Source organism: Microbacterium marmarense, from assembly GCF_037204165.1.
Classification (GTDB): Bacteria; Actinomycetota; Actinomycetes; order Actinomycetales; family Microbacteriaceae; genus Microbacterium; species Microbacterium marmarense.
The window spans coordinates 738917-763098 of the sequence record NZ_JBBDGL010000001.1 but is presented as its reverse complement, the minus strand read 5'-3'; the positions used below and the strand labels follow the sequence as shown (position 1 = coordinate 763098).

The 24182-nt window shown below is 60.8% G+C and carries 18 protein-coding genes; 5 read left to right on the top strand and 13 right to left on the bottom strand.

Features of this window, described 5'->3' with window-relative positions:
* Positions 1–62 precede the first annotated feature (62 nt).
* From WDU96_RS03425 to WDU96_RS03380, 10 genes are all read right to left on the bottom strand, one after another.
* On the bottom strand, positions 63–1271 hold the full coding sequence (locus tag WDU96_RS03425) for an ABC transporter substrate-binding protein (protein ID WP_337337083.1): 1209 nt from the start codon (positions 1269–1271) through the stop codon (positions 63–65).
* A 419-nt stretch (positions 1272–1690) separates the two neighbouring features.
* Positions 1691–2617, bottom strand: a complete 927-nt coding sequence (locus tag WDU96_RS03420) for a LysR family transcriptional regulator (RefSeq protein ID WP_337337082.1) — start codon at positions 2615–2617, stop codon at positions 1691–1693.
* Positions 2618–2810: 193 nt separating this feature from the next.
* Positions 2811–3857 carry a LacI family DNA-binding transcriptional regulator gene (locus tag WDU96_RS03415; protein ID WP_337337081.1) on the bottom strand — a complete coding sequence of 349 codons (1047 nt, stop codon included), beginning with the start codon at positions 3855–3857 and terminating at the stop codon, positions 2811–2813.
* A gap of 102 nt (positions 3858–3959) precedes the next feature.
* A complete protein-coding gene (locus WDU96_RS03410) occupies positions 3960–5996 on the bottom strand; it encodes a cellulase family glycosylhydrolase (protein ID WP_337337080.1) in 2037 nt (678 codons plus the stop codon).
* Positions 5997–6075: 79 nt separating this feature from the next.
* A complete protein-coding gene (locus WDU96_RS03405) occupies positions 6076–7017 on the bottom strand; it encodes an N-acetylglucosamine kinase (RefSeq protein ID WP_337337079.1) in 942 nt (313 codons plus the stop codon).
* Positions 7014–7937: a glycoside hydrolase family 113 gene (locus tag WDU96_RS03400; protein ID WP_337337078.1), complete on the bottom strand. Its 924-nt coding sequence runs from the start codon at positions 7935–7937 to the stop codon at positions 7014–7016. Before WDU96_RS03400 ends, WDU96_RS03405 begins: the two co-directional genes overlap by 4 nt.
* Positions 7938–7972: 35 nt before the next feature.
* Complete coding sequence (locus WDU96_RS03395; protein WP_337337077.1) at positions 7973–10444, bottom strand: glycoside hydrolase family 2 protein; 2472 nt, start codon at positions 10442–10444, stop codon at positions 7973–7975.
* A complete protein-coding gene (locus WDU96_RS03390) occupies positions 10441–11259 on the bottom strand; it encodes a carbohydrate ABC transporter permease (protein ID WP_337337076.1) in 819 nt (272 codons plus the stop codon). The genes WDU96_RS03395 and WDU96_RS03390 overlap by 4 nt, the downstream gene beginning before the upstream one ends.
* The gene (locus WDU96_RS03385; RefSeq protein ID WP_337337075.1) at positions 11256–12191 is read right to left on the bottom strand and encodes a carbohydrate ABC transporter permease; all 936 of its coding nucleotides are present in this window, start codon (positions 12189–12191) and stop codon (positions 11256–11258) included. The genes WDU96_RS03390 and WDU96_RS03385 overlap by 4 nt, the downstream gene beginning before the upstream one ends.
* Before the next feature lie 131 nt (positions 12192–12322).
* Complete coding sequence (locus tag WDU96_RS03380) at positions 12323–13648, bottom strand: ABC transporter substrate-binding protein (RefSeq protein WP_337337074.1); 1326 nt, start codon at positions 13646–13648, stop codon at positions 12323–12325.
* 274 nt (positions 13649–13922) lie between these two features.
* Here WDU96_RS03380 and WDU96_RS03375 point away from each other — a divergent pair, with 274 nt between their 5' ends.
* Genes WDU96_RS03375 through WDU96_RS03365 form a run of 3 tightly spaced genes read left to right on the top strand, consistent with a single transcriptional unit; the run spans position 13923 to position 17301 of the window.
* Complete coding sequence (locus tag WDU96_RS03375) at positions 13923–14957, top strand: LacI family DNA-binding transcriptional regulator (RefSeq protein ID WP_337337073.1); 1035 nt, start codon at positions 13923–13925, stop codon at positions 14955–14957.
* Positions 14954–16372, top strand: a complete 1419-nt coding sequence (locus WDU96_RS03370; protein ID WP_337337072.1) for a sulfatase family protein — start codon at positions 14954–14956, stop codon at positions 16370–16372. Before WDU96_RS03375 ends, WDU96_RS03370 begins: the two co-directional genes overlap by 4 nt.
* Positions 16372–17301, top strand: a complete 930-nt coding sequence (locus WDU96_RS03365) for a sugar phosphate isomerase/epimerase family protein (protein WP_337337071.1) — start codon at positions 16372–16374, stop codon at positions 17299–17301. The genes WDU96_RS03370 and WDU96_RS03365 overlap by 1 nt, the downstream gene beginning before the upstream one ends.
* Before the next feature lie 355 nt (positions 17302–17656).
* On the opposite strand, the gene WDU96_RS03360 is transcribed toward WDU96_RS03365, so the two are convergent.
* The 3 genes from WDU96_RS03360 to WDU96_RS03350 all read right to left on the bottom strand — a co-directional run bounded on the left by WDU96_RS03360 (position 17657) and on the right by WDU96_RS03350 (position 22429).
* Entirely contained in the window at positions 17657–20485 is a 2829-nt protein-coding gene (locus WDU96_RS03360; protein ID WP_337337070.1) for a LamG-like jellyroll fold domain-containing protein, read from the bottom strand.
* Positions 20486–20527: 42 nt separating this feature from the next.
* Positions 20528–21616 (bottom strand): hypothetical protein, encoded by a 1089-nt coding sequence (locus tag WDU96_RS03355; protein WP_337337069.1) that lies wholly within the window; start codon positions 21614–21616, stop codon positions 20528–20530.
* A 495-nt stretch (positions 21617–22111) separates the two neighbouring features.
* A complete protein-coding gene (locus tag WDU96_RS03350; RefSeq protein ID WP_337337068.1) occupies positions 22112–22429 on the bottom strand; it encodes a winged helix-turn-helix transcriptional regulator in 318 nt (105 codons plus the stop codon).
* A 378-nt stretch (positions 22430–22807) separates the two neighbouring features.
* On the opposite strand from WDU96_RS03350, the gene WDU96_RS03345 reads away from it, so the two are divergent.
* Entirely contained in the window at positions 22808–23545 is a 738-nt protein-coding gene (locus WDU96_RS03345; RefSeq protein WP_337337067.1) for a hypothetical protein, read from the top strand.
* Between the two features lie 97 nt (positions 23546–23642).
* A complete protein-coding gene (locus tag WDU96_RS03340) occupies positions 23643–24164 on the top strand; it encodes a M23 family metallopeptidase (RefSeq protein WP_337337066.1) in 522 nt (173 codons plus the stop codon).
* Positions 24165–24182 lie beyond the last annotated feature (18 nt).

Here is a 24182-nt window from a genome sequence, read left to right as displayed (position 1 = left end):
TGGTGAAGCAGTTGGCGAACCGGGAGTGGTCGTGACAGAGGCGCACCACCACTCCCAATCCGCTAGAACCCGGGGATTCCCTGGGCAGAAGCAATCTGGCTGAACTGGCTAGCCGTCTGTTGCCCCACTTGTTCAGGAGTGGCGGTCCCAACCAGCATCGACGCCAGATTGATGTAGAGATCCGGGTTTGCGACCGCACCTTCCTGCATGCTCAACTGCGTGGACGGCCAGTTGTTCACTGTCTCGGCCAGTTGCGTAGCACTGTCCGGCGACGGTACGTCGGTCTGGGCCGAGAGATACCCCTTGTCGTCGAGGTAGTCCGCGTAGGCTGGCCCCGTCCAGTACGACAGGAACTGACGGGTTGCTGTCTCTCGTGTCTCGTCCCCCGATTTGGGCGCGACTACAGTGTTCTCTTGACCGCCAACTTGAAGTGCGATGGGCCCAGACGGTCCGGCTGCAAAGTACCCGACGCGCTCATCCAAGTCTGCCCCGTCATAGTTATTGACGAGCGCGTTGACAGTTGATGGGCCACCCATAACCATTCCGGCGTCGCCGTTGTAGAGAGCGGTGTTCTGATCGTCAAATGTCGCTGTCTGGTAGTTCTCATTTCCGAGGCCAGACGTAAATATCTCGTTATAGTCGCTGATGATTTCGACGATATCCGGATCCGCAAACGACGCTTCGTTCTTGTTCATGTCGTCCCACAGCCCGTCTTCGATCAGGCCGGACAGTTGGCCCTGAACGGCGTACTGCGTTGGCCATTTTGCGCCACCCGCCTCATAGATTGGCGACGCAATGCCTGCATCCTTCAATGATTCGGCGGCGTCGATCACCTCGTCGTAGGCCGTCGGGATCTCGGTGATGCCGGCCTCTTCGAAAGCCTGCTTGTTGTAGTAGATGCCGATCGTGCCGATCGGCTGCACGACCGCCGCATAGTGGACCCCATCGACGACGCCAACATTCTTGTTTGTTTCGTTCAGAGCCGAAATCCAGGGGGCAGTCGACAAATCCTGCAGCGTCTCGTCTGCGCGAATCGAATTGAGCACCGAAAGAGTGCTTTGCCAGAACATGAGATCGGGTTTGTCGCCCGTTGCAAGCTTGGTCAGCACATTTGGCGCGTACGGGTCGGGCACGACGACGACGTCCACCTTCGCACCAGTCTCATCTTCGAAATCAGCGATCACACCGTCGGCGATGGTCGCACTCGCCTGTGCGGCCCACATAGTCAGCTCGACACCGGTCAGGTCGGTAGTGGGTTCGGGCCAGGTCACCCCGCTCGCAGGGTCAGTGCCAGAATCTGTCGGGGACAGGCCAGAGGAACACCCGACTAGTGCCACGGTTGCGACGGCTGCCGTACCCACCGCCGCGAAAAGCGCTTTGCGAATCATTTGTAATCTCCCTTGATTGGTGCGCTGTGATTGCACTGGTCGAAACTCCGACCTATGACTACGGTACGGATGGCTATTCCATCTGTCCAACGCGTAATGCGGAAGCCACCTATCCGCATCGCAGATGATCAAGACTTGTGATGACACGGCCGACAGCACCCTCTACAGCAACCTACGAATCTTCACGAAGACCCACCAATACGCTTGCCTATCGGTGGGTCTTGGACGGGTGACGCTGCGCATTGATAGCGCGTTGCTTTGAGCTCACTCAGTCGACTATCCGGCATTGCGTGCCGAGCGCGTCAAGCGGGCCAGAGCCGTTCTTCCGTGATTTCCGCCCCAATCATCTGATCGAGTTCAGCGACGAATGCGGCCGCCGCCGGCGACATGCGGCGCGTTGACGCCCAGCACAATGCGATGCGACGCGACGCGTGCTTTGCGCGAATCGGCAGCACCACAGTTTCATCATCTTGGACGATACGAGATGCCAAGCTGCCCAGGACCCCGATCCCGAGACCGGCGCGAACCAGTGCGTAGACCGAAGTTGGCTGAGTCACCGCGAAGCTTCTTTCTCTGTCAATATCCGCGTCGTCCAACATTCGACGAAACTCACCTCCGACCCGTGCGTCCAGTCCCGCTTCGCCCGTCGTGATGACGGGTTGGCCAGCCAAATCGTTCAGTACTAGCTCTCCCCTGCGAGCGAGAGGATGATCGCGCGGGACTACCGCGTTGAAGGGGTCCGTCAGCAGGACGCGTTGCTCAATGCCGAGAGGACGCTCGCCACTCACAGGGGTGATGCTGAGCTCAATTGTGCGATGTGCCAGCGCCTCCGACAACCATGTGTAGGGCCCCTCGTGCACCGCGAAGCTCACCTGAGGGTGTAGCACTCTAAAGCGTGCAATGAGGGGCGCAATGAAAACTGCACTTACGCTAGGCACGCTGCCGATGCTGACCTCACCGTGCACTTGGCCGTGGCCCGCTGCTACCGCTGCTACGGCCGCTTGCCACTCCGCGAGAGCAGCACGTGCGTGGGGCAAGAATGCTAGTCCAGCGGGCGTGAGCGCAGGAGGATGCACATCACGGAAAAACAGCTGCTCTCCGACATGCATCTCAAGTGAAGCAATGTGGGCGCTCACCCGAGACTGTGAACGATGAAGAGATCGGGCGGCGATGCCAAATCCCCCGAGTTCGTGCACAGCGACGAAGGAGCGTGCCCAAGATAATTCCATTCCGACAACCTAGCCGGTAGCACGCGTACGCGTCAGAGGTCAGTCTGGCAGGACGGGGGCATGTTCTCGAGTGGGAGGTAAGTCGAGCTTTGCGAGCGGCTACGCGACTACTTCCTGGCACCGCATAAACCCGCATCGTGGTCAGCATGACGTTTTGACTTCAACCCTCTGGGAGGGTACGGCTCCTTAGCTGCTAGTAGTCGGCGGCTTTTCGCGGTGCGGTCGACGCGCGAGGGCGCAACAACGGCGTCGAGTCTTTGTGCTCGCCTCGAGGAGCGCCATCGACAACGCCGAACAAGCGCCTGGCTACGTGGGCGCCGAAGGCGACGACGTCATGGCTCAAGGCAGTGAGCTGAGGAAAGGTGTGCTCGCACAGCACTGAGTCGTCCCAAGCGATTAGCGACAGATCGTCCGGAACGCGTCTACCCAACTCCATCGCCACCGAAAGCCCAGCGACAGTCATGATGTCGTTGTCGTACACAAATGCAGTCGGCGCTACCCCTGCGCCCAACGCATCCCGTGTCGCGCGCGCGCCTTCCGCCGCGGTGTAATCGGTGCGCAGTAGCGTCGGGTCAAGACCCCGCTGGCGCATCTCCGACATGAAAGCGTCATCGCGAATTCGGGTATGGGCGAAATGCGGCAACCCGCCCACACGGGCGATGGCGGTGTGCCCGAGATCGGCTAAGTAACGAACTGCGTCCCTCATCGACTTGGCATCGTCAGTCCAGACACATGACAGGTTGCCAGCGACGCTGGGATCTCCCACCACAATTGCGGGCAAAGAGCCCGGCTGCGATAGAAGCGTGACCCGGGGATCGTCAATTGTGACGTCCATGAGAAGCACGCCATCTACGCGTCGGCTCCGACGCCACTTCTGAAGTGTCGCAAGTTCGTCTTCGCGGCTCGAAACTACCTGAAGCAATAGACCGTAGCCTCGCTGCCCAAGCTCCGATTCCAACCCCGCCAGGAATTGCATGTAGAAAGACTCGACGCTGAGGTTGCCGGGATCACGTGCGAGCACCATGCCGAATGTTTCGGTGCGAGATTCCGCCAGCGAACGCGCCGCGCTGGCAGGTGCCCACCCTAGATCGTCTGCAATGCGCAGCACACGCTCGCGGGTCGTCTCCGAGACGCCCTTTCTTCCGTTTAGTGCGAAAGAAACGGCCCCGATAGAAACGCCCGCACGCTCCGCGATGTCGCTGATGGTCACGCGAGATGATTCACCTGGGGCAGAAGTCACTTCAGAACCCTACGCTTCCTGGCTGAATCTAGCGATGCAGTGGTCAGGCAACCTTGCCGAAGGGGTGGATGTCGGTAGCCTCAGCATCCACCCCTTTGTCCCCTACCGAATGGTGAGTCGATCGAGGCTGTAACTGCCCGCGTTGAAGAAGACGAGCACGTCATGCACGTTTGCAAGCTCTGCGCTTGCACAGCCAAACGTATCGAGCGGCACAACAACTGTCTGAGCGGTGTTCTCTGGCACCCATGTCCATGGCGACTGGCACCAGCTCCATGCTTCGCCATGACGGACGGCGACCGACACGCTGCTCCCGACGATGCCGGTCGTGACATCGAACTCGATCGAGGTGCGCGCGGAGAGATCCAGAGTGGGGCTGTCTGCTGGCGAGCCGAACCATGCACCGTTCGATATGACTTGGAGCGCAGATGCTCCATCGGTTGCGCCTGCTGCGCCGGTGCTGAGTTGCCCCGGGTCACTCTGCCAGCTGGCTGCCATCCATCCTTCGAGTCCTGCCTCCCACGAAGCAAGCACTTCGGGATCCCCCGGTGCTGGCCGCACCGTGATCGTCAGCGTAGCCGTCGAAGTAGTGATCCGGTTGCTAACCGAATATGGAACGTCTATAACGCCGGTGAATCCCGTAGTAGGCGTGAAGATCACCATGTCGTTTGGACCAAGGGAAGCAGTTCCGGCAGGCTGCGTGATGCTCGTCTGTCGGCCACGGGTTGCGGGGTCAAGGTCGAGCGTCGAAGCGCGCACCGGCAGTGACAGCGAGACGTCGTTGGCCAGGACATCGACTTCAATCTCGGTATCTCGCTCGATCGTGACGGCATCGTTGTCGGCAATTGTTTGAAGAAGCGTTCTCGTTCCCGAGAGCGTGAAGGGTACGAGCTTGGCGTGCGCAGTGATGAGAGAGCAAACCGGACTGGGGCAGTAGACGGTGAACCCGTCGTAGTCAGCGTAGGTGGTGCCATCGTCCTGCTCTGCCGAGAGTATCCAATAGAGCGCACCGTCGACTCCGGTCAGTCGAATCGTGCGCAACCACTCCTCGTAGACCGGCATGCGGGTCGCCTTGTCTATGACTCCGAACTCACCGAGATAGACCGGCTTGCCGATTTTTGCTGCAGCCAAGGCATGTTCTTTGATCCACCCGGTGCCCCAGTCGGTCGACACCTTCCAGTGATCGGGATATAGGTGCATCGACATCATGTCGATGTGTGTCAATGACGCAAGCGCCACGGTATCGACACCATCGGCGCAGTCTTCTCCGAAACCGGCTCCATAGCCCGATTCGCCGTACTTCTTGGTGAGAGACCACTTGTTCTGCGCTCTGCAAAAGAAGCCTTCATCTCCCGCCGACAGCAAATGGTTGCTGTCAATCGACTTCACATGGCGGCTCATTTCGTCAGCCCACATGGTGATGGTGCTCGCGTCACATTCGCCGTCCGGATACACTCCGGCCCCCGTGCATCGAGGCTCGTTGGCGAGTTCCCACGCCAAGATCGTCGGATCGTCCTTGTACGCGAGCCCGGAGATGGAGTTGGTGCGATTGAGCAGTGTCGCGACCCAGTCTTTGTACCAGCCGCGGATCCGCTCATCGGTATAGAAGTCGGCGTGCGTGTCAAGGCCAGCCCAGCGCACATACTGGTCCATCCCTCCGAATGCGTTCCAATTGTTAACGAAGGGAATGATCAGCCGGAGACCTCGTTCGCCCGCAGCAGCGATTGCGTAGTCAAGTTTTTGAAGGCCGTCTTCGCCGTCGTTGCTGACCGGGCGAGCGGTGCTCTCGTCCCAGGCTTGGTACCAGGTGCCCTCGAAGTTCTGATGGACGGACCCTGAGCCGTCTGGATTCTGAAAGTCCTGAAAGCCCCACGTGCGAATGACATCGAAGCCTGCAGCAGACGCGTCGTCGAGCACTTTGTCAACCATCAGCTCAGATTTGTACCCCAGGTAATAGTTGTTCGTACCGGCGAACTCAAAAGTTCTGCCACCCAGCTGCAACTTGCCTGATTTTGCCGTCACAAACTGTGACGATGATTGCGCGGCTTGCGCCGGCGCAGCGACCCCGAGCGTTCCGAGAGCGACGACGCTTGCGAGCAGCATTGCTCCAAGCCGCCGGGCAACCGTGGGTGTTCGTGTCATCATTGACCTCCTTTGTTGCAGGATTGCGCGGCGGGTGCCGCACATTTGGTCCAGGCGCCAGCACCCGGACGTTTCGAATTCAGCCGGATCTCGCGACCAGCACGTGGGCGCTCAGTGGATGCTGTGGTGGCAAGGTCAGCAGACTCGCGGCACCGTCCAACCCGCTCCCTCGCGCTGGTTCGATGTGCGCCTGTGGCCGCGCCTGAGTCACCAATTTTTCGAAACGTGCGCGAATCGACTCGGAACGAAACACGCCGCCAATGGCGGTGACCAACTCGCGATCACTTTGAGGCCCTTGAACGCTCGCAAGCGCAGTCAGCACAGAGTGCGCAAGCTCGTGACTGGCTTCCGCGGTGATCTGTGCGGCGATGGGATCGGTTGGAGCAAGGCTCGTGACCGCTTCGGAGAGCGACGCGACAATGCTCACCCGGTCGGGGTCAGATTGCAGGTCGACGTATGCGTCCTCGATATCGGGCCATCGCTCCCGCAGAATGTCGACGAGCGCCGTCGGCACCTCACGTCCGTCATATGAGCGCATCGCGAGCTCTAGCGCACGGCGGCCGATCCAATAGCCGCTGCCAGCGTCGCCCATGATGTTGCCCCAGCCATCGACGCGTGCGACGCGAGTGGCACCAACCCCGAGAGTGACCGCACCCGTTCCTGCTGCGATCACCGCTCCGTGCTGATGCCCAAGCGAACCGAGAAACGAAGTTACCGAATCATGTGCCAGGTGCGCCTCTCGGACCCCGAACCGATCCACCAGCGACAAGATAGAGCGTGCGTCCGAATCGGCCCCCGTGAGCCCAGATACGCCGTAGGCGACGGCTTCGAACGACTCTGGCAAGCCCGCGTGGATGGCTTCTGTGACACGCGCAAGTTGCGGCAGCAGCGGCTCGTTGGTGCGAACTCCTGGGTACAGATAGTCCTCAGTTTGGCCGTCCGCGCGCGAGACTCGTGCCTTGATCCCCGTCTGACCTGCGTCTATCGCAAGAAAGCTGACGTGCGGCCTGGCAACAATCACTTGGCTTCGCCCGTCCACGTTGCGTATTGCTGCGACATGAACTCAGCGGCAACCTTGCCGTAGGGGCAGTAGTCGTCGTTTCTTGCGGCGGCATCGGCGGAGTAGAGCTGGGCTGGCCAGTCCCACAACATGAGCCCGCCCACCCAATCCCGGGCACGACAGGCCCGGAACATCTCGCGGTAATACTCAAGCTGGGCCTCCTCCGAGGCTGCTCCACTCAGATTCCAGTCGTTGGGCAACATTGGCGACCCTTCCCTCGAGGGACACCCTGCCTCCATGAAAAAGAATGGTTTGTCAGCCTGAGCGACGACTTTCTCAATACGGTCGAGCTGCTGTTCCCATGTATCGATGGGGTAGTAGCCGCTGGATGAGATGACGTCTACGGCATCCCACCATGAGACGTGGTCCTCCTGATACTTGTCGCAGTTGTAGGTGAGGATGCCGCTGTAGACCTGACGAACCGCTGCGATGAGCTGACGCCAGTGCTGTTCCTGGCCGTCCGCTCGCACCATCTCGCAACCGATGCAGAGCATTGCACATCCTTCGGCCTCCGCGATTCTCGCCGCGTGAACGATGAAGCGCGTGTAGGCCTGGAACCACTGAGTCCACGAGGGTTCGCCGGGGACGTCCCAGTCGAAAAAGCCGATGTGCGCGCGCCAGGTACCGTCGCCGACGTTGACGACAGGTTTCAGACACACGTTCAGGCCCAGCGAATGGGCTTCACGTATAGCCCAAATGACCTCGTCGTCGGTCACCGTCGGCTGAGCGTCAACGTCGATCTCGGTCGAGAACGGGGTGGGTTGCAGCGCTGCGTATGCCAATGCCGTCCACGTTACGGAGTGCTTCGCCATCGCACTCATAGACTCTCGCGCTGACTCAGTAGCCCACGTGCCGCGGGTGCCTACCCACCCCCATGTCATCCCGCAAATTGGCGGGTCGCCAACCGCGAGCACAGTCACTTCGCCACCAGCTGGTTGCCGCTACGTGCAACCTCGGGACGGAGCACAGCGTCAGCATCCAAGTTCGACAAGCCCGTGACCCGAAAGACCACCGACTCGTTCGGAAGCAGGGTGACCAGTCCAGCGTCGACACGTGCTGAAGGATGGATCTTGTCAATGAGTAGTGTGAGGTCGCGCACCAACGCAGTGGCTGTGATCGTCACGTCGAATGCTGTCTCGTTGATGCGGGTGACTGACGCGCTGAGACCGGGATCTGTCAGCGCGCTGTCGCGAGCCTCCGTGAAGAACCAGAATGCGCGCGTAGCCATGCCCTCCACCGTCAACACCTCACCTCCGGCGTTCTTGGGCTCGCCGAGCGCGACGGAAACGTCGACCGTGATGTTCCCACGTGCGGGCACGCCGACCGACCAGGACTGTTCCGCGAGGAGTTTGCCGTCGAACCGACGTCGCCTGACCACAACGTCGCCGTTCCACTCCGTTGCGGTGTCGTTGGTGAGGGTAGCGAACAGGCGGTCCCCACGTGGCTGGATAGACACGTTCCGAGGAGCGAAGGCATTCTTGATCGCGAACAGGAGCGGCTTTTCTCGTCCACCACCGTCAATCGCCGCCCACGAGGTCACTGGCCAGCAGTCGTTGAGCTGCCACACCACTGCACCGGTGGTGTGCGGTGCGTGCGAACGGAACCACTCGAGAGCGCACGTCACTGCGTTGGCCTGATTGAGTTGCATAGCCCAGTGCCAAGTCTCCATGTCTTCGGGCACCCGGTAATGGCCCACCAATCCCGTGGCGAGCTTGACGTTGCCGTCCACCGCCTTCTGGTGGACGATCATCCCGGGTGACTCGGGCGTCAGGGGTTCGTCATGGATTGCTTCAGTGAGGGTGGTCCATGTTGGAGGTCCCTGCCAACCAAACTCCGCAACAAACCGGGGTGTGTGGTCGCGATAGGTCGGCCAGTCTCGTCTATTCCACTGTTCCCACAGATGCATCGAGCCGTGTTCTTCGGCATTCGGGTGCTGCCCGCCGGGGCTGAAAGGGCTTCCTGGCGCATAAGGGACATGGGCTGCGAGTTCGTCGATGATGGTCGGAAACAGCTCGTAATAGTAGTAGCTGCCCCATGACTTTCCGTCGAGTCGCTCTTTCCATCCCCAGTCTTCGTAGCCCCAGAGGTTTTCGTTGTTGCCGGTGAGCAACGCGAGCGAGGCGCGGTGTGCAAGGCGGCGCACGTTCTCTCGTGCTTCTGCCTCAACTTCGGACCGTATGGGTTCGTCTTCCGAGTACGCAGCGCATGCGAAGAGAAAGTCCTGCCAGGTCAACAGCCCTAGCTCATCACAGGCGTCGTAGAAGTCTTCGGATTCGTATATTCCGCCGCCCCAGACGCGGATGAGGTTGAGATGGGCGTCTTTCGCTTGTTGAAGCCGTCGACGGTAGCGTCCCGCATCCACTCGACTCGGAAAAGCATCATCGGGAATCCAGTTGACGCCTTTCACAAACACCGGCTGATCGTTAACAATCAGTTGGAATGGCGTGCCCGTAGCGTCGGGCTCAGTGTTCCACCGCAGGGTGCGGAACCCGACACGTCGAGATGTCTGATCGAGCACGCTCGAACCGACGGCGAGTTCGATGTTCACGTCATACAGCGGCTGCTCGCCGTATCCCGCGGGCCACCAACGGTCAACGTCGGCGATCTCGACGGTGATGTGCGCTTCTCGAGCGTCGGCGGCAATCTCGACGATTTCGGTGCATCCCGCCACTGTGACCGCAAGCGTAGCGGCGATGTCGTCGGTGCGTGCGAGGCGTGCGACCACGGTGACTGTGCCACCATCGCCGTGGGGCGACGCGTGGACGTCGACCGCGTCTAGCCGAACAGCCGACCAGGAGTCGAGATGCACTGGCCGCCATATTCCGCTCGCAAACGTGGCAATGCCCCAGTCCCAGCCGAAGCTGCACGCCGATTTGCGGATCGCGTCGAACGGCAGCGGGTACGGACGCGGGCGAGTTCCCAACGCCACACTCTGCGCGTTTGCATGGCGAACGGGGCTGCGGAAAGCCACCACCAATGAGTTCCCACCAACGCTGAGGAGGTTGGTGACGTCGAAACGGTACGACCGGTGCTGATTTGCGACATCAGCGATGAGCACCCCGTTGACGGTTACGGACGCGACGGTGTCGAGTCCTTCGAAAACCAGCTCATGCCGTTGAGAACTTGCAAGTTCATTTGGCGTGATGTCAAGGACCGTTTCGTAGGTCCAATCGACGAGCCCGATCCATGAAAGTTTTGACTCGTTCTCGTCCACATAGGGGTCCGGAATGAGGCCAGCCGACAGAAGGTCGAGATGGATGACTCCAGGAACTGCGGCCGCAACACGTTGCGTACCCACTTCGGTCGGTCCGGCGGCGGCGCGCACGTCCCATCCAGTGCTGAGCGTTCGCCGGGTCAGCGAATTGACGAGGGGCGTGATTGCGGTCACTTGACTGCTCCTGCTACGAGGCCCCTGTAGATCCATTTCTGGAGGAACAGGAAGGCGATAACGGTCGGGACGATAACGAGAATGGTGGCGGCTGCGACAAGCTCCCATTGCGCGCCGAACGGACCCTTGAAGCGAAACAGCGCGGTCGAAATTACTGGCTCCGATTGGAGATACAAGAACGGGAGGTAGAACTCGTTGTAAATCGCGATGCCCTTGATGATCACCACCGTGGCGATGGCGGGCTTGAGAAGCGGAAGCACTACCCGCCAGTAGATGGTCCACCGGTTTGCACCATCGAGCATGGCTGCTTCATCAAGCGATACCGGAATCGACTGCATGAACTGTATGAAGATGTAAATCGCGATGATGTCCGTGCCCATAAACAAGAGCACGAGTGCTGCTTTTGTGTTGTAGAGCCCGAGGCCACTGATGATCTGGAAGGTTGCCACCTGGCTGGTCACGCTTGGGATGAGCGTGGCAATCAGGAAGAGCACCATCACCAACCCGCGCCCACGGAATGCGAACCGGTCAACCGCGTACGCGGCCATAGTGCCGATAAAGATGGTTCCCGTGAGCGAGATAACCAGAATGATCGTGGTGTTCACGAAGCCAGCGACCATATCCCCCTGGACAGCGGCATCCACGAAGTTGCCGAAGTTGAACCAGTTGGCTGGCGGTGTCAGTGGCCCCGTAGTGGCGTATTCTTCACGGGTCTTGAGGCTGGCGAACAGCACGACTGACAGCGGCAACAACACCACGATCGCAGCGACGACAAGCGACACGTATTTGAGCACGCTGGGTAGTGCGCGAGTCATGACAATTCAACTTTCTCGTCAGGGAAGATTCGTCGTTGTATCCACGTGACCACCAGCACGATGATCAACAAGACGACCGCCATCGCCGAGGCGAGCCCGACTTGTCGGTAGCTAAAGGCTGTTTGCAGTGTCTGAATAACGAACGTTGCGGTCCCGTTTGCGCCAGCGGTCATGATGAACGGAATTTCAAACACCGACAGGCTCCCCGCGACGGCAAGGATGAACGACAAGCCGATGATGCGGCGGATGCCGGGCAGGATGATGTACCGGAACTGCTGCCAGCGATTGGCGCCGTCGATGTCCGCCGCCTCGTACAGCTCAGCGGGGATCGACTGGATCGCGCCGAGGAAAAGAATGAAGTTTAGTCCGGTGAAACGCCAGACCGAAGTGGCTGCCAGGGAGAAGTTGGCGATGGATGCATCGCCAAGCCATTGCGGAGGATCTTGCAAACCGAACCACGCGAGCACCGTATCGAGAGTTCCGCCAGGCTGGAACAAGTACAAAAAGACGAAGCCGACGGCGACACCGTTGAGCAGGTACGGGAAGAAGATGACGCCGCGGAAGAAGCTCGAAAAGCGTGTGCTGAAACTGAGGATCGTGGCAAAGTACAAGGCGATCGCCATCTGCACGAACGCGCCCACGAAGTAGTAGAGACTCACGAAGAAGACCGAGAATATCTCGGGGTTCGTGAACACCTGAACGTAGTTGTCTATGCCGATGAACTCATCGACGGGGCCGAAGCCATTCCAGTCGTTGAGGCTGTACCACAGCATGTTGGCCGCGGGAAGATATGTCAGTAAGAGAAGCAGCCCCACAGCCGCGGCGATGAATAGGTAGGGACTCACTCGCGCCAGGTGGTTCTGGCCGACTGGTCCGCCATGGTCCTTGCGACGTCGAAGTTTTCGAGTTTTGCCGGTCGCCGGCTTGCTCATGGCTACCCCGTGAAGGGGGCCGGAGATTCCTACCGGGTCAGGTCCTGCGCTTGATACAGACACGGTGCTCCTTGGTGTGATCTCCGACCCCCTTCGGGGTCAGCCGTGCAATGTTGATGGATGGAAGGTGACTAGCCTGCGAGTTCAGCTACCGCGGCTCCCCAACGTTCGTTGAGCGAACTGAAGTAAGAGCTCTTGTCGCCGTCGGCCTGTCCGCGCGCGATGTCGATCAGCTTCTGCCGGTAGATGTTGCCCCAAATGTCGACCTGAGATTCATCGGCGATGCTGTTAAAGAGACCTTCTTCACCCAGCGGCGCCGGAGCCGACTCAAGGAGCTCGACACCTTCATCCGACAGGGAGCTCAGGTTGGACGGCAACGGCGCGGCTTTGACCGCGGAGATCATGCCCTGCGTGTCGGTGAAACCGGACTCCTCGACGAGCCAGTCAATCCAGGCGCGTGCCGCGGCCTTACTCGACGAGTTCGCATTGATCGCGAGGTTGTAGTCACCACCGATTGTGGCGAACTGCTGGCCGTTTGCCGTGGCGGGGAAAGCCATGAACCCGACAACGTCTTCCGAGGCGCCTGCGTCAGCGGCAGCATCCTGGAACTGCGAAATTGCCCACGACCCGAGAACCATCGCTCCGATCTTGCCGGTCGCGAAGTCGTTCTTCGACTGCTCCCAGTTTGTCGTCAGCGGATCGGCCTCATTCAATCCTTCCGCCACAATTTCGTACAGCAAAGAATCGATCGCATAGATGTCTGTTCCCTCGACCCACGGCGACTCGTCGTTGGCCATCAGGTTCTGCGCCTCAGGATCACCGGTCACGCCGCCGATGTTGTTCGACCACTGCCCACCGAGGGGCCATCCGTCTTTGTAGTTGGTGTAGTACGGGGTTGCCTCAGTGTTGTTCTGGATGGCGCGCAGCGCGTCGAGGAACTCATCTTCAGTTTTGGGGAGCTCCTCCACCCCGGCAGCCTCGAACACCTCCGTGTTGAACAGCACACCATTCGCGTTTCCGCCCAACGCGATTCCGTACTGCTGACCGTCAAAACTAGCGGTTGCCTGGAAGCGGTAGGTCTCAGCGAGATCATCGACAGCGCCCAAGGGATCGAAGAAGTCTGCGAACTGGTCAGCAGGCACGCTATCCGGGATGAGCAGTACATCTCCGTAGCCGTTGGGTGTGCTCATACGGGTGGCGACATCATCGGCGTAATTCGTGAGGCCTTCTACCGTCACGCTCACGTCGGGGTACACCTCTTGAAACTCCGCAATGTACGCGTCCCAGGTGCCATCGGTTTGCAGATCAGTGCGGTTGGTGAGGAACGTGATGTCCCCCGCAACCTCGTCGCTATCTCCGCCGGACGCGTCTGTGCTAGCGCCCGAGCATGCGGACAACAGCAACGTTGTGGTCGCTGCGACGGCGACAAGGCCGATCATTGCCTTGCGTGTAGCCATGTGATTACTCCCTCATTGGAATCAAAACTCCCCACCAGTCCGGGTGAGTCTTCCTCACCGTTGGGGTAGCGAATGTCAGCGTAAGACAAACCTTGCATAAAAGTAAAGCGCTTTAGTAAAGTCTGTCCAAGGGTGTCCCAGACGCGATCGACTAGCAACAGCGGGGTTCCGCGAGATTCTGCGAAACCGCTCGAGCCGAATGTCCCGCCAATGTCCATCGTGGACATTGGCGGCTCGCCCCTCACAAACACCACTGACGACGGAAGGAGAAGAGTTGGTAGCTCAGATGCGTGCGACCGCTGAAGATGTCGCTGCCCTTGCGGGAGTGAGCGCAAAGACCGTATCGAGGGTGTTCAACCAACGCGAGCTGGTACACCCCGAGACAGCCGAGCGCGTCATGAGCGCGGCAAAGCGACTCCGGTTTCGTCCGAATACGCTCGCTCGCGGACTACGCCGCGGCGGGGGCACGAATACCGTCGGACTCATCGTGGGTGAGCTCGGAAACCCTTTTTACTACAAGGTGGCCTCTGGGCTGGAGCAGGAGCTTGCGCCTCACGGTTTCGGCCTGTTGGTGGCAACGACCGACGATACCGTCGAAGGCGAGCAACGCGTCGCTGACATTCTGCTGTCCCAGCGGATCAGTGCACTCGCCATCATTCCGGTCTCGGACGATCAGTCATACCTTGAAGGTGAACGCCAACTCGGCACTCCGATCGTGGCAATCGATCGCCCGGCAACCAATCTCGTCGCGGACTCAGTCGTGCTCAGCAACGACGCGGGATCCTACGGTGCAACCAAACGCCTGCTGCAACACGGCCACCGCCGCATCTCCTACGTGTGCAACCCCGCCTCGATCTATTCCCAGACCGAGCGCGTCGCCGGTTACCGACGCGCAATGAGAGAAGCGGGAACCGATCCAACCCCATGGGAACGTCTAGAGGATGATCGCTCGCTTCCCCCAGAGCGTGCCATTGCTGACCTGCTCACACTGGCCACGCCGCCCACCGCACTGATTTGCGGCAACAACCGAATGACCATTGGCGCGCTACGCGCTATGCGTGCTCTCGGCGATACCTCGACTGCGCTCATCGGATTTGATGACTTCGACACGGCAGACGTCCTCAACGTCAGCGTCATCACCTACGACCCCCACGAGCTGGGACGCCAGGCTGCTCGCGTAGCGATCGAACGAATGCATGACCTCACCGGTGTCGCTCGTCAGCTGATCCTTCCCACGCATGTCATTGAACGCGGCACCGGCGAACGCCTACCGCAAGATCACAACCACCAACAGACGGAGTCTCGATGACCCACGACACCACAGCCAAAGACGTTCTCGTCATCTACACCGATCAGTGGCGATGGGACGCGCTGGGGCGGCTCGGCTCGACGGCCCGTACCCCGAATCTCGATGCGCTTGCCGCCCGGGGTACACTCTTCGATCACGCGTTCGTCCAGTCGCCGGTGTGCATGCCTAGCCGCGCATCGATGTTGACCGGCCGCTATCCATCGAACTTGGGGATCACGCACATGGGTGTTCCCGTTCCCGAGTCGACGGAAACGTTGGCTTCAACGCTGTCGCGACGAGGGTGGCGCACCGCGAACATCGGCAAACTTCATTTCCAGCCTCATGCCAACCGGGATCACTCGCTTCCGCACCCTCACTACGGGTTTGATGTTCTGGCATTGTCCGACGAACCGGGCGTCTACGAGGATGACTACCGTGCGTGGGTACGCGCCACGTGCCCAGAAGCACTGGCGCATCTAAGCTCGGGTCTGCCACCGGCCGCCGACGCCTGGCAACAGGTGTTGCCCGCCGATACCGACGTTGCGCACGAACGCCGCGGCCCGCGGGACGACTACTCGCATCTCCGCGTTTTCGATCAGCCTGAAGAGCTGACGCACTCAGCGTGGGTTGGCACTCGCACTATCGAGCATCTGCGATCACTCTCTCCGCACGAAACGTCTTTGACTATCGCGAGCTTCTTCTCACCTCACGCGCCATATCACGTGCCGCAACGCTTCTTGGACCTCTATGACCGTGATGCACTGCCCTTGCCACAGCTGACCGACAGCGAGCGCGAACATCAAGCGGCGATCGGGCTCACCGACGCCAAGATTCGTGAGATCCGCCATGGGTACTTCGCCGCGATCAGTGAAGTAGATCACCACGTCGGTCGAATCATGGCCGAGCTCGAGCGCAGTGGCCGTGACAAGAGCACCCTTGTGGTGTTCACCTCTGATCACGGGGAGTGGTTGGGTGATCACCTGCGGCTTTCAAAAGGCTTTCCCGCCGATGACGCTGTTTCGCGAGTGCCGCTCATCATCGCGTCACCGGGTCACCCCTCACCTAGACAAGAGAGTCAGATCGTCGAAGCAGTCGATATCGCACCGACCGTTCTCGCTGCGCTCGGGGTTCCCGTTCCTTCTACGATGCAGGGTCGATCGTTGTTGCCGATGGTCTGCGAACCCGCGGGTTCAGCGGCGGTTGCATCGCAGGTCGCCATCACCGAGCACCTTGGATGGCGATCAATGAGGACACCCCGTTACCGATACGTGGCCACGCGCAGCGGCACGGAGCACCTTTGGGATGTGCAGACGAATCCCCTCAGTGAGGTTGAGGTCGAGCACAACCGTGAGGCTTTGCTCGCCGAGCATCGGCACCAGTTGATACTGCGCACGCTCGAGATCGAGCGCGCTCTGCCCAGAACATGGCCCTACTGATGTCGCGTCAGAATTTGCCCGCCAGGCGACCCGAGATCTTCTCGAGCAGCAACCTTCTGCCGTGGTGCGCGGTACCTTACGACTCGGTCGATCGTTCGCCAGCTGAGCGGGCGCGAATGTTCGCGCGTCTCGGTTTTCGTCGCGCGGGTTGGGATTGGCGCGACGAGCACGTCGCCGAGTTTCCTGATCAATTGCACGAGTTCGCGAAAAATGGCATCGAGCTTGACGCGTTGTGGGTGGGAATGCCGCTGCCCACAAGATCATCCGAGCTCGGCGTCATTCCCGCACTCGCGCTCAAGCAGATCGAAGAGTGCATTCAGCAGGGTGCGTCGCCTGTGCTGTGGACATGTACCGAGTTCGGTAATCCCGATGCACCTGTCACGCTCGATTCCCAAGCTCACCGGGAAAGAATCGACCGCACAGTTTCGCATTTGGAGCCGTTGATGCGCACCGCCGAAAAAGGCGGCATGCGGGTCGGGTTGTACAACCATCTAGGGTGGTTCGGCCAACCAGAGCATCAGACGGAGGTCGTGCACGCCCTCGCGGATGCCGGCTACCCCGATGCGGGACTCGTCTATGCGCAACATCACGGACATGCGCACCTCGAGAACTTTTCGGCAATGTGGGCAACCATCCATCCGCACGTGCTTGCAGTCAGCCTCAACGGCATGGTCCCGGGCGCGCACTGGGGAGGGCGCAAGATTCACCCCTACGGGCATGGCGCCAACGATGTGGCACTAGCACGCGTCATCGTCGAGTCCGGCTGGCGTGGACACGTCGCGCTAATCAGTCACACGATGGATGATGCCGAGCATAGATTGCGCGACAACCTCGAAGGTCTCGAATGGGTCTCCGCTCAGCTAACGGACGATGCGCCCGCAGCATATCCCCCAACTCCACGAATCGAAACACCCGTCTGGCCACACTGAACGCTTGCAGCCGGAATCTCAGCTGTTGATCGCGCAGACTATCTTGCCGTTCACGTGACACCCAGCGATCTCTTGCAGGGCAGCCAGCACCTCTTGAAGTCGGACTGTTAGTACCACTCGCGCCATTAGCTCACCGACGGCTGTCATCTCAAGAAGCTCCTGCCACATCGTTCGCAACTCCGCACGTGAGCTCGTATCGCCATGACTGTGGGCAGCGCCCAGAGCTGGCGTTCGGTGGCGGTGCTCCGCTGCGTGTCAAACCGGGAAATGCTGTGATCGCCGGAGCTGCGCGACACGCTGCGGGGTCGCCCAGCTCCGGCGTCGCTTACCTCCGCGCCGCGATGATGTTCACCAGTCAGCTACTGCGGCGACGTCGCCCTGGTATAACAACGCCGAGTGCGAGGGCGCCGAGCGCGAGGCCCGCCAAGACACCGATGCCAGCCACATCCGACCCGGTAACAGCCAGGGATTCGCTGTTGGAACCGCCCGCGGCCGCGCCACCTCCCGGTCCTTCCTCGCCTCCGCCGTCGACCGCCGGACTCCGGTCTGGTTCTGTGACGACCGCGGAGTCCCAGCCCACGAGCTTGCCTCCCTCGGCGTACACGGCGATTTGATGCTCACCCGTCGGGAGCGTCGAGGGGGTCGTCATCACGACCTTGCCTCCGCTAACTGTGCCCTGGCCGAGCGCGAGCGGCTCGGAGAACGCGAAAGCATGGATCTCGTCCCCTTCGTGGTCGTCAGGCATCGCGATCGTGATCGTCGCGCCGGGTTCGAAGGTGTTCGGCGTGACGGTGATCCGGCCTTCTAGGTTCGCCATGAGGTCGCCCTCGGAGGGAACCCATTCGATGACCTCGCCGATCGTGAGTGTTGCCCCGAGCGGGGATCCATCGCGTTGACCGATGGACTGCACGAACGCTAGGGCGCGGGTCGTGCCAGCGCCCTCAATCGGGTAATCCAGCGCAATCGTCCAGGTCCCGGAAGCCGACACGGTCACCGCGCCGGCATCCTTTTCGTCGACCTCTACCCGCACCTCGGCGCCTGGGCGCCCCGATCCGCTCAGGACGGAGACGACCGTGTCGGGCGCCTTGACGCCTGTCAGGTCGGTGTCCACCGTGAAGTTGGGGCCGTCACCGTCGATGTCCACCCGCTCGGTAAGGAACTCGCTGCTGTCGAGCGCATGGTCGACGATGCGGGTCTCTCCAATGCAGCCGTGCCAGCCGTGGTCGGGCTCAGTGTTCCACGTGGATGCGCCGATGATCCAGGGCATGTAGTCGGCCGCAACCATACCGGCCACGTCGTTGGCGTTTCGGAGAACGGGCACGCCGTCGACGTACATCACGGCGGTACGGTCGTCGGGGTCGTTCACAATGGCAACGTGGTGCCATGCGCCCTGCATGATCTCGCCCGACCATAGCGTGTACGAGCCACGCGTGCGATCGTCACTCGCAGAGAACTGATATTCGCGCAGGCTTGAGATCCCTAGCCACGCGGCGCCAGCACCGGGGTCTGAGTTGTCGGCGACGCCCATCCACGACCGTGTGCCACCGCGGGTGAGTGCCGAGCTCCAACGGTTGGCCCCCTCCGTCCAGTCCTCGTCGAGCTGGACGAACGTCTCGATCGTGTAACCGGTGTCGGACGTGAGGTTTGCGAAGGTTGCGGGCGCACCATACTCAGTGCTGATGTACGCCAAGCGGTCGGGACCGTCGGTCAAACGGGTGGCGTTCTCGAAGCACATCGCACCGGCGTCGGCGGAATAGAAAGCGGTGTTCTCGTGGGTTACCTGCACGTCGCCCACCTCATCGGGGGCGTCGGTGTGTTCGACCGCGCTTCGGTACATCGGACTGTCACCCGCGATGTCGGGCACCTTTCCCGTTTCGTCGAAGGTACCCGCCGAGACCGAACCGAAACGCCAGTGCGCGACAGTGCCGTCGACGGCGATATAGTCCTCGGCGCTGCCCGGTGCTGCCCGGGTGGCTCCCGACGCATCGCCGTCCCACCCCTCGGACACGATCTCCTTGGCCCGCTCCGACAGGTCGATGCCGTCCGCCTCGGCGAGGTCGTCCGACCATCCGAATCGCTCGGCGAAGTCGAAGGCGATCGCGAAGGACTGCCAGTCGCCGTCGAGGACGGGGGTGTCGCTCGACGAGCGCGAGTCCTCATCTTTGACGGTGACCCACGGCGAGACGGTCTCGACGTCGATGCGGTCGTTCGTCAGGTCGAACTCAAGCAACGTCATGATGCCGTTGCCTCCGTCGGCGGCCATCTGATAGTCGGTGAGGATCTGGTACACCGGGTTGCCCGCGTCGTTCGTGCGCGTCTGCATCGTCGACCCATGGAAGTGTCCGTTGAGGGTCATGATGACCTGGTCGTTGCCGGTGATTAGCTGATCGAACAAGTGGTCGCCCCACCACCAGTACGCTGGCGACATCTGGTCCTCGGCGATGTTCACAATCGCGTGCGACGACAGGATGACCGGTACGTCCGGATGGGCGTCGAGGATGCCCTGTGCCCAGGCAAACGTATCATCGGAGGCATTCCAGGCGATCGCCAACGACATCCATGTGTGGCCCTCGGCCTCGAACAGATACGCCGAGGACAGCCCGTCCTGGAAGGTGCCGATCAGCTGCTCACCGGCCTGCCTCTGCATCGCTGCCGCCCCGAAACGCTGTCGGTAGTTCGACGCGGCGTCCTCGGTCGACCGCGCACCCGGGTTCTGCACGTCATGATTACCCGGTAGCACCGAGTAGGTCATGCCGCCGTCGGTAAGGATCTGCATAGCCCGTTGCGCCGCATCCCACTCGGTCGTCACCCGCTCCTGGTCGACGACGTCGCCGACATGGATAGTGAAAGGCATATTCAGCTCATCTTGGTTCTGCACGATCCATTCAGTTTGCACCTGGAACGGGTCAGTCCCATACTTCGGGAAGAACTGCAACGAGCTATATCGGGAGTAGAACTGCGTATCCGGCAGCACTGGGACGATGAAACTTGACCGACCGTCGTAGACAGTCGACTCGTGCGGAGCGATCTCCGTCAAGTTTGAGTGGGTGACGACGGACGCAGATGCTGATGGCGAAGCTGGGCCGGTGACTGCGCCGGTCGCGGCCAGAATCCCTGTCGCCGTCGCGATAGCGATGAGTCCGAGCGCTCGACGGGGTGAGCGGATGGGGAAAACGGTATTCATAGAGGTTCCTTGGTGGCGAGATTCGTAAATGAGGGGTGTCGGTCAGCCTTCGAGCTCAGGCCCGTAGACCTCAATCTCAGAAAGACTCATCCACAGCGACTGGCTCTGAGGGGCGATGATGACCCTGATTGCGGTCGCAGTGACTTGCTCGCTGCGCAAGACGACAGCGAGGTCAGGCTCGCTGTTTATGTGCGGCCACGCCTGATCGATCGCCGGAAGATCAGCCCAACCGCCAATAATGTCGCGGTACTGTACGGTGACTTCACCGATGTTTTGCTTTCCGTTCATATCCCACACGCCGACGCCGTCGATTTCGCGGGGCATAGGGAAGTAGGCGGTGGCTGCGTTCGGGTTGACGAGGTTCGATGGCCCACCTCGGCGCCAGTCTTTGAACCCGATCGCATCTCGAACGCCGTCGGTGAGCGCGATGGGGGTCGTGTCGCGGTAGATGAAGTCCCAATGGACTTCCATGTCACGGAGGACGTTAGCCGACTCGTCGACCCCAGCACCGGATGCGCCGTTCTCTTGCTCGTCTACCGGGGTCGCGACCGCTAAGGAAGGGACGAAATCTATCGTTTCTGCCGACGCGCGTTCAGTCGGAGTGACTTGTTCAGGCACCGAGTCGTCGATGATCCATAGCTGACGCTCCCGCCCAGTCCCGGACGATTCCGCTTCAGGCGCTAACACCACGGCGGACGACTCTGGAATCGACGTGACGAAGGCATTTTCGCCTTCAATGACTGCGTGGATCGAAACCTGCCCGTTGCCCCGATCGTTGACGCTCCAGTGGCTCGCGACATCGGTCGCGGCCTCCTCGACAGTGGACTCTTCGCGCAGATTGAGAACATCTCCTTGAGGGACGATTGCCGCGCCGTCGGCGATCGCGATCACGAACTGTTGATCGCCTAGATCGTGGAACACCATGCCCGCACCCGGCTGTCCAGCAGGGGAGAGTACTGGAATCAGCTGCCCCTCGACATCCGCGAGCGCGAGCGCCCGAGTCGGGTCCGCGGCACTCTTGAGCGCGATGATCTGGGCGCGTTCGGTCTCCTCGCCACCCCGAGTCGCAGCGGTGGCCGCGGACACTGACGCTGGCGTGAGCAACGCTCCAATCAATACAGCCGCGCTCAAAGTGCGACTCCTGAGATGATGCATTCTTACTTCCTCCCGGCCGTGAACCATTCACAGCCGGGAGTGAGGCTAGTGAGGCGGAATGCCACTAGGCCAACAGAACTTAAACGCTTTACTAACAGCCCGAAGCTGGCACAGGCGGAAGAAATCGCGCGGATGGCAATCCGCTGATCCGATTCCCACGATTCCGCGGGTTCTGATGTCGCGATGGCCGGTTCGATCAGGTCGGTTGGATTCGATTCGTGGCAGAAACGTGGCTTGGCGATCCGCTACTCACCGGCGTGTGTGCGGAGTACCGCTTCGAGGGTTGGCACAAGCGTTTTGTCAGAACATCGGTGACCGTTAATGCGCCAGAGCACCGGTGAGACTTCCCTCTTCTTCGGTCCGCAGGGCTTGCCGTTGCCGATGTACTTGATGCCGAGTGCCGTCACAAACCAGAAATCTGAGGCAGATGCGCTGTAATCCGGCCACGAGCTCAGCACTCCAGCCCGCTCCCTAGATCTCTCCCAAGACCTGATTGAGCCGCATGATCATCTCGGTCACTTGCAAGTCATCAACGCTGTAGCGAACCCGCTGCCCACGCAATGCGACGTCGCGCGGCGGATCGGCGATGATCAAGCCAGCTTCCATCAGCGTCTCCAGCGCGTTCGCTACCGACATCTTCGGCAGTTGGAGCTCTTCCGCTATCTCGGCACGCGTCTGCGCTGGATTCTGGCGCAGGTAGCCGATCACGCTCGCGTTCATGACGTTCCCGAGAGTCTTAATTGGATCCTCCGCGTATTCACTATTCGCGGGGCGGGCGTATCGAGGCACCCGCCCAGTCTGGCGCACCTGATTCCCAGCGTCTACACAACCGAACCATAAAGTGCTTCACATCTGGAGTGTACTGTTATATGCTTCACTCATGTCAAGGGGTCAAGCCACCAGTGTCGGGCGTCACCGCGCCACTGCCGCCGTGTCCCCCGAACTGCCTACAGACACCGCCGCACGCACAGGTCTATCGTCCACATTGAGTAGCGCGGCAGCAGCCTCTGCGACCTACCGGCGAATGGACGCGCGCTCGAACACTTCATTAGAGAATTCTCCTGATCAGATTCGGGAATTTCTGCCTACTATGGCCCAACGGCGACCGGCGCTCAGACTCCACTCCGCGCACATCGGCGCCGCCCTGAGAACTCAGGAGGGCTAATGATGGCCGCGTCGCAACCGAAGAACCGGCGAGCGCTCGTGTGGGCAGTAGTTGGCGCGGCAATCATTGTTGGCGCGATCATCGCGATTATCGCAAGTGGGCTATTTGCCGACTCCACCGCTCCTGCACCGACTCAATCGCCCAGTACCACGGCGGATCCAAGCATCCATCCAAGCGCAGAGCCGGCTGGTGCCACAGTCGACCCGTCCGTCACCGACAACGGATGGATTCCCGAGCCGATCACCACCGATCGCGATACCTACACGCGTGCGGCGCTGGCCGCAGCATCCACCTTCGACACCCAGCTAAGCAGTCGCAACGACTGGCTCTCTTACCTCGACACCTGGTTCACACCCGACACTCGCTATGTCTCGCAGGCTGATCGCGACGACGACATGGCCGCATCACAACTCGAGCTTCGACAAGCCGTCGTTCTACCCGAGTCGGAGTGGGACTCGCTAGCCAACGAGGACGGTCGCGTTGCCGCTTCCGTTCCTGGCCGCATCGACTACACCGACGTTCCCGACGACGAATCTAGCGACATGAGTATCGCAACCGCAGATGTCCTACTCACGTTCACGAGATCAGACGGCGTCGGCAACGACGCCTCATACGACGAGACAGTCCGCGTCAGCGTGCAGGTCTTGTGCGGCGACGAATCGGTCCCGACACCGAACAGCGACCAACAGGCGGGCGATTGCAAGGTGGTTCGCTACTTCTCGGGAACATTGGAGCACTGACATGCCAGCCCCGGTCGCTGCTGCCGCAACAGCCCTCGCCAACACGAGGACCGGGCGCAGGATCGTGATCGGGGTTCTTCTACTGAACCTCTTAGCAATGGCATTCATCCTATCTCCGTTGATTGCGATCCCCTTCGCGATCGCGGGTCAGGCAGTCGGCACACCCGAGGCGAAACCACAGGCCATCCCGGTTGCGGGCGGGGATTGGGCCTACCCACTGAGCGGCGCCTATTCCAAGGGCCGCGGATTCGGCTACAACCCCGTCATCGGATGCAGCTATTGCTCGACTGATCATCTGGGCTACGACATGGCACAAGGGTGTGGTGCGACCATCCACGCCGCCGGCCCGGGTCGCGTGATCACTGCAGGCTCGTTCTACGGCTGGGGCAACAGCGTGCGCATTGACCACGGCGACGGGATCGTGACTCTCTACGGACACATGCTCTGGGGTTCTCTCGAAGTGTCGGTCGGTGACGACGTCGCCGCGGGAGCGGCCCTGGGCGCCGAAGGCAACACTGGGCGCTCGTTCGGATGCCATCTGCACTTCGAAGTGCAACAAGACGGCGTTGCTATCGACCCACAACCGTTCATGGCCGAGTTCGGCCTTCCCCTCACGTGACGACAGAGCAACCAAGGG

Coding starts and splice junctions, on each gene's coding strand:
- WDU96_RS03385 (WP_337337075.1), bottom strand. CDS start 12,191: ATGAGCAAGCCGGCGACCGGCAAAACTCGAAAACTTCGACGTCGCAAG.
- WDU96_RS03410 (WP_337337080.1), bottom strand. CDS start 5,996: ATGACACGAACACCCACGGTTGCCCGGCGGCTTGGAGCAATGCTGCTC.
- WDU96_RS03340 (WP_337337066.1), top strand. CDS start 23,643: ATGGCATTCATCCTATCTCCGTTGATTGCGATCCCCTTCGCGATCGCG.
- WDU96_RS03420 (WP_337337082.1), bottom strand. CDS start 2,617: ATGGAATTATCTTGGGCACGCTCCTTCGTCGCTGTGCACGAACTCGGG.
- WDU96_RS03370 (WP_337337072.1), top strand. CDS start 14,954: ATGACCCACGACACCACAGCCAAAGACGTTCTCGTCATCTACACCGAT.
- WDU96_RS03400 (WP_337337078.1), bottom strand. CDS start 7,937: ATGACATGGGGGTGGGTAGGCACCCGCGGCACGTGGGCTACTGAGTCA.
- WDU96_RS03360 (WP_337337070.1), bottom strand. CDS start 20,485: ATGAATACCGTTTTCCCCATCCGCTCACCCCGTCGAGCGCTCGGACTC.
- WDU96_RS03365 (WP_337337071.1), top strand. CDS start 16,372: ATGTCGCGTCAGAATTTGCCCGCCAGGCGACCCGAGATCTTCTCGAGC.
- WDU96_RS03345 (WP_337337067.1), top strand. CDS start 22,808: ATGGCCGCGTCGCAACCGAAGAACCGGCGAGCGCTCGTGTGGGCAGTA.
- WDU96_RS03380 (WP_337337074.1), bottom strand. CDS start 13,648: ATGGCTACACGCAAGGCAATGATCGGCCTTGTCGCCGTCGCAGCGACC.
- WDU96_RS03390 (WP_337337076.1), bottom strand. CDS start 11,259: ATGACTCGCGCACTACCCAGCGTGCTCAAATACGTGTCGCTTGTCGTC.